We start from the raw sequence: 4,244 nt of genomic DNA, 5'->3' as shown, positions 1-4,244 counted from the left end.
ACGCGTATGACAGGATACGGAGGACGATTGTGGCGCACGTCTTCGGTGAACGCACTCCTGGCCACACTGGAGCGACTTCTGAGCCTGCTGTCGGCCTTTGAGGTCGTGGTATGGATGACGGATGGCTGGCCGCTGTATGAATCCCGCCTGAAGGGAAAGCTGCACGTTATCAGCAAGCGTTACACTCAGCGCATTGAGCGACATAACCTGAATCTGAGACAACATCTGGCAAGGCTGGGACGGAAGTCACTGTCGTTCTCAAAATCGGTGGAGCTGCATGACAAGGTCATCGGGCATTATCTGAACATAAAACACTATCAGTAAGTTGGAGTCATTACCGAAAAAAAGCGCGAAACGCGCTCTCCTTACCACAACCTGTTACCGCCGAAAGCCGCTGGTATCGCCATGGCGCTCAACGTACTCGGTTCGCAGTTCGATAAACTGCTGAACGTCACGCTGTGCTACCCGGATAATCATACAAGACCATTTTACGATATGTTAAGCGGCCGCCTGACGCGCATTGTGGTCCGTATCAATCTGGTCCCTATTGGCGAAGAGCTGCACGGCGATTACGTTAACGATAAGAACTTTAAGCGCAGCTTCCAGCGCTGGCTGAATGGCCTATGGGAAGAGAAAGACCGTCAGTTGACTGACATCATGAGGGACAAAGAACGGTAGCTATTACAAAACAGATAAAGTAACGCCGGTCAGTGACCGGCGTTTTTTTTATTCTTCTCTACCAGTTGCTTCACGGTATCCGCATACTGAGCGACGAAGACATCCATATTGCTGGTGTCCATCCCCTGCGGATTCAGCTGGTATTTACCATTAACATACATAGCCGGTACGCCCTGCAGCTGCAGATCGGCTGCCGCTTTCTCTTGCTGAGCGACCAGAGATTTCACCACGAAGCTATTCCATGCGGCATCGTAGTCTTCCCCTTTCACGCCAGCGTCGACAAACACTTTACGAATGTCAGCCACACTCTGCACAGTCTGGTTTTTCTGCACGGCTTCGAACATCGGCGCAGTAATTTTGTCTTCAACGCCCAGCGCGATGGCCACCGCCCATGCCTGCGTCAGATCCTTGCCCAGCGGACCCAGGAACTCAACGTGGTATTTGGTCATTTTAGTGCCTTCCGGCAGTTTCTGGCGCACATTGTCAGAGACATGCAGCACTTCTTCAAACTGGTAGCAGTGCGGGCAGTAGAACGAAAAGAACTCGAGCACCTGCGGCTCGCCAGCAATCGGCTTATCAAGGGTGATGTACTGCTTGCCGTCGGTGATCTGGGCAGCGGATGCACTAAAAGCCAGAATCATACCAGCCAGCGCCAGCCAAACTTTTTTCATGATTTACTCTCTCCTGGATATATCACATTAATACATTGGCGTTAACTGAAGCGGGGGTTCCTGTAGAACCTTCACCTGCTCAAGAAAAGTCGACGTCTGCCCCCGCCAGTAATCCTCCCCGGTTAACCAGGGGAAATTGACCGGGAAAGCGGGATCGTCCCAGCGTCTGAGCAACCACGCCAGATAATAAACCAGTCGCATAGCGCGTAAAGGTTCAATCAGCGCGATTTCATCGCTGTTAAAGGGGCTGAATTCCTCATAGGCCTCGACAATAGTCTCCAGCTGCATACGCTGTTCAGCCTTATCGCCGTTGAGCAGCATCCACAGATCCTGAATCGCCGGGCCGGTACGCGCATCGTCTAAGTCGACAAACAGTGGTCCGTCGCGCCAGAGGATATTACCGGCATGGCAGTCACCGTGCAGGCGCAACGTGTTCCCGCGGCCGTGCCATTGCTCCATGACGGCAGCAATGAGTTTATCGGTCGCCTTCAGGAAATCGGCCTTCAGGCCAGAGGGGATCAGCGTCGCCTGCTCAAACACCTGACGCGGTTCCAGCAGGTACTCCTGCACGCCAATTTCCGGGCGGGCAGTAAAGCGCTGTTTGCAGCCCGTCTGGTGCAGGCGCCCCAGATAGCGGCCAACCCATTCCATCTGATCAAGGTTATCCGCTTCGAACTGACGACCGCCAAGGCTTGGGAAAACGGCAAAGTAGAATCCCTGATGCTGATGAAGCGTGCTGTCATTAAATAAGAGCGGCGCAGCAACGGGCACTTCATCTTCTACAAGCTGAAGCGCAAACTGGTGTTCTTCAAGGATCTGTTCTGCGGACCAGCGCTCAGGACGATAGAACTTTACCACATAGCGATGGCGCTCTTCGTCCTGGAACTGATAAACGCGGTTCTCATAGCTGTTTAGCGGGGTGAGACCGGAGTCCACCCGCATACCCAGATCGAATAACCCATCGATAATGGTATCCGGGCGAAGCGTCTGAAAAGTAAAAGCCTTATCGTGCATCCTGACATCCGATAATCGTACGAATAGTTCAGGATATCATCTCATTGCACTTTACGCGGTAGCGCTTACAACCTTTTACTCTTTTATTACCCCGCGGGCGCGCAGCAGCGCGGTTTTAAAGTCCTCTTCATAATCCTTCTGAATACCCGGGATGACAGCATCTTTGGAAGAGTCGCGCATCTTCAGGTGATAGATCAGAATATCGTCGGAAAGATCGCTCAGTTCGCCATCATAGCCGGCCTCTTTCGCCAGCTTCTGCAAAAATTGCATCAGGTTCAGTTCAGGCTCTTTTTGCCAGGCTGGCTGGAGGAGTTCAATTACTTCATTCAGACGTTTACATTTCATGGTCATGCTCCTTACTCTTGATAGGGACAAGTTAACAGGGTCAATCCCACAATGAAAGAGGCGATATTCATATGCAAAGCGAGGCGATAACCGGCGTCGTGCTGGCGGGCGGCAGGGCCACGCGGATGGGCGGCATTGATAAAGGATTACAGGCGCTAAATGGTCGCCCTCTCTGGCGACACGTCGCGGAAGCATTAGCCCCGCAGGTAGATGAGTTAGTCATTAGCGCCAATCGTCATCTTGAACAGTGGCGTGCCAGCGGATATCCGGTCTTTCGAGACATACAGGAGGGTTATCAGGGGCCGCTGGCCGGAATGCTTGCTGTGATGCAGCAGGTCGCGAGCCCATGGTTTGTTTTTTGCCCCTGCGACACGCCGTTCATTCCGTCCTTTTTGGTGGAGCGCTTTATCCAGCAGAGAGGGGACGCACCGGTCGTTTGGGCCCATGACGGCGAACGGGATCATCCTGCCGTTGCATTAGTTCATCGTCAAATCATTCCGGAACTGGAGGCTTATCTGGCACATGGAGAGCGCAGGGTGATGGTTTTTATGCGACAAATGGGTGGGCGCCCGGTGAATTTCAGCGATGTGAAAACTGCTTTCATTAATGTAAATACGCTCGAAGATTTGCAGCAGATGCAGGAGCCATCATGATCCCATTACTGGCGATCGCCGCATGGAGCGGTACCGGAAAAACAACATTATTAAAGCGTCTTATCCCTGAGCTTTGCGCTCTAGGATTACGCCCGGGACTGATAAAGCACACCCATCATGATATGGACGTGGATAAGCCGGGCAAAGATAGCTATGAACTGCGTAAGGCGGGCGCTGCGCAAACTATTGTCGCCAGCGAACAGCGGTGGGCATTGATGACCGAGACGCCAGAGAAGCCGGAATTAGATCTCACGTGGCTGGTCAGTCGAATGGATGCCAGCAAACTGGACCTGGTTTTAGTGGAGGGGTTCAAACATGAACCCGTGCCGAAGATCCTGCTTTTTCGGCAAAACAGCGGCCATCGTGTAGAAGAGCTGGTAATTGATGAGCATACCATCGCCGTGGCCAGCGATGTATCGATCGCGACCTCACTTCCGCTGCTGGATTTAAATGATGTACCACAGATCGCGACATTTATTGTGAGTTGGTTAGAGAGGCAATAGTCATTTATCGACGGTGATATAGGAGGGATTTTCCCGGAGGCGGTGCTGCGCACCTTGTCCGGCCACAGGGACGTAGCCCCGTGTCGGATCCGTAGCCCCGGTAAGCGCAGCGCCACCGGGGGGACATGCCGGCACGCTGGCCGGACGACAGAAACGCAAAAAGCCCATCCGGCAGGATGGGCTCTTCACTTGTTTGATGCCTGGCAGTTTATGGCGGGCGTCCTGCCCGCCACCCTCCGGGCCGTTGCTGCGCAACGTTCAAATCCGCTCCCGGCGGATTTGTCCTACTCTGGAGAGCGCTCACCGACAAACAACAGATAAAACAAAAAGCCCGGTCTTTCGACCGGGCTTTCTGCTTTATTTGATGCCTGGCAGTTCCC

Annotated in this window: 5 protein-coding genes and 2 pseudogenes; 4 read left to right on the top strand and 3 right to left on the bottom strand. The window is 53.3% G+C overall.

The genetic code is table 11. The features are described from left to right. Nucleotides 1-324 (top strand): annotated as a pseudogene (locus HMPREF1024_RS03055) (IS1-like element IS1X2 family transposase); the annotation flags it as partial. A gap of 15 nt (nucleotides 325-339) precedes the next feature. Continuing rightward, nucleotides 340-678: pseudogene (locus HMPREF1024_RS0127580) on the top strand (acyltransferase); the annotation flags it as partial. Between the two features lie 29 nt (nucleotides 679-707). Here the strand turns inward: HMPREF1024_RS0127580 and dsbA are convergent. The 3 genes from dsbA to HMPREF1024_RS03070 form a co-directional block, all read right to left on the bottom strand. After that, a complete protein-coding gene (gene dsbA, locus HMPREF1024_RS03060; protein WP_009309719.1) occupies nucleotides 708-1,349 on the bottom strand; it encodes a thiol:disulfide interchange protein DsbA in 642 nt (213 codons plus the stop codon). A gap of 27 nt (nucleotides 1,350-1,376) precedes the next feature. Then, nucleotides 1,377-2,363 carry a serine/threonine protein kinase gene (locus HMPREF1024_RS03065; protein ID WP_002882726.1) on the bottom strand — a complete coding sequence of 329 codons (987 nt, stop codon included), beginning with the start codon at nucleotides 2,361-2,363 and terminating at the stop codon, nucleotides 1,377-1,379. 75 nt (nucleotides 2,364-2,438) lie between these two features. Continuing rightward, nucleotides 2,439-2,708, bottom strand: a complete 270-nt coding sequence (locus HMPREF1024_RS03070; RefSeq protein ID WP_002882612.1) for a YihD family protein — start codon at nucleotides 2,706-2,708, stop codon at nucleotides 2,439-2,441. A 71-nt stretch (nucleotides 2,709-2,779) separates the two neighbouring features. Here HMPREF1024_RS03070 and mobA point away from each other — a divergent pair, with 71 nt between their 5' ends. Together mobA and mobB are read left to right on the top strand one after the other, a co-directional pair. Beyond that, nucleotides 2,780-3,361, top strand: coding sequence for a molybdenum cofactor guanylyltransferase MobA (gene mobA, locus HMPREF1024_RS03075; RefSeq protein WP_004178039.1), 582 nt, complete (start codon nucleotides 2,780-2,782; stop codon nucleotides 3,359-3,361). Next, the gene (mobB, locus tag HMPREF1024_RS03080; RefSeq protein ID WP_002882596.1) at nucleotides 3,358-3,864 is read left to right on the top strand and encodes a molybdopterin-guanine dinucleotide biosynthesis protein MobB; all 507 of its coding nucleotides are present in this window, start codon (nucleotides 3,358-3,360) and stop codon (nucleotides 3,862-3,864) included. Before mobA ends, mobB begins: the two co-directional genes overlap by 4 nt. The last annotated feature ends 380 nt before the right edge of the window (nucleotides 3,865-4,244 follow it).

This window comes from Klebsiella sp. 4_1_44FAA (genome assembly GCF_000238715.1).
Lineage (GTDB): Bacteria > Pseudomonadota > Gammaproteobacteria > Enterobacterales > Enterobacteriaceae > Klebsiella > Klebsiella pneumoniae.
This window is presented reverse-complemented; position numbering and strand designations above follow the sequence as displayed.

Excerpts from the sequence above, each read along its gene's own strand:
- dsbA (WP_009309719.1), bottom strand. The coding sequence starts at position 1,349 with ATGAAAAAAGTTTGGCTGGCGCTGGCTGGTATGATTCTGGCTTTTAGT.
- HMPREF1024_RS03065 (WP_002882726.1), bottom strand. The coding sequence starts at position 2,363 with ATGCACGATAAGGCTTTTACTTTTCAGACGCTTCGCCCGGATACCATT.
- HMPREF1024_RS03070 (WP_002882612.1), bottom strand. The coding sequence starts at position 2,708 with ATGAAATGTAAACGTCTGAATGAAGTAATTGAACTCCTCCAGCCAGCC.
- mobA (WP_004178039.1), top strand. The coding sequence starts at position 2,780 with ATGCAAAGCGAGGCGATAACCGGCGTCGTGCTGGCGGGCGGCAGGGCC.
- mobB (WP_002882596.1), top strand. The coding sequence starts at position 3,358 with ATGATCCCATTACTGGCGATCGCCGCATGGAGCGGTACCGGAAAAACA.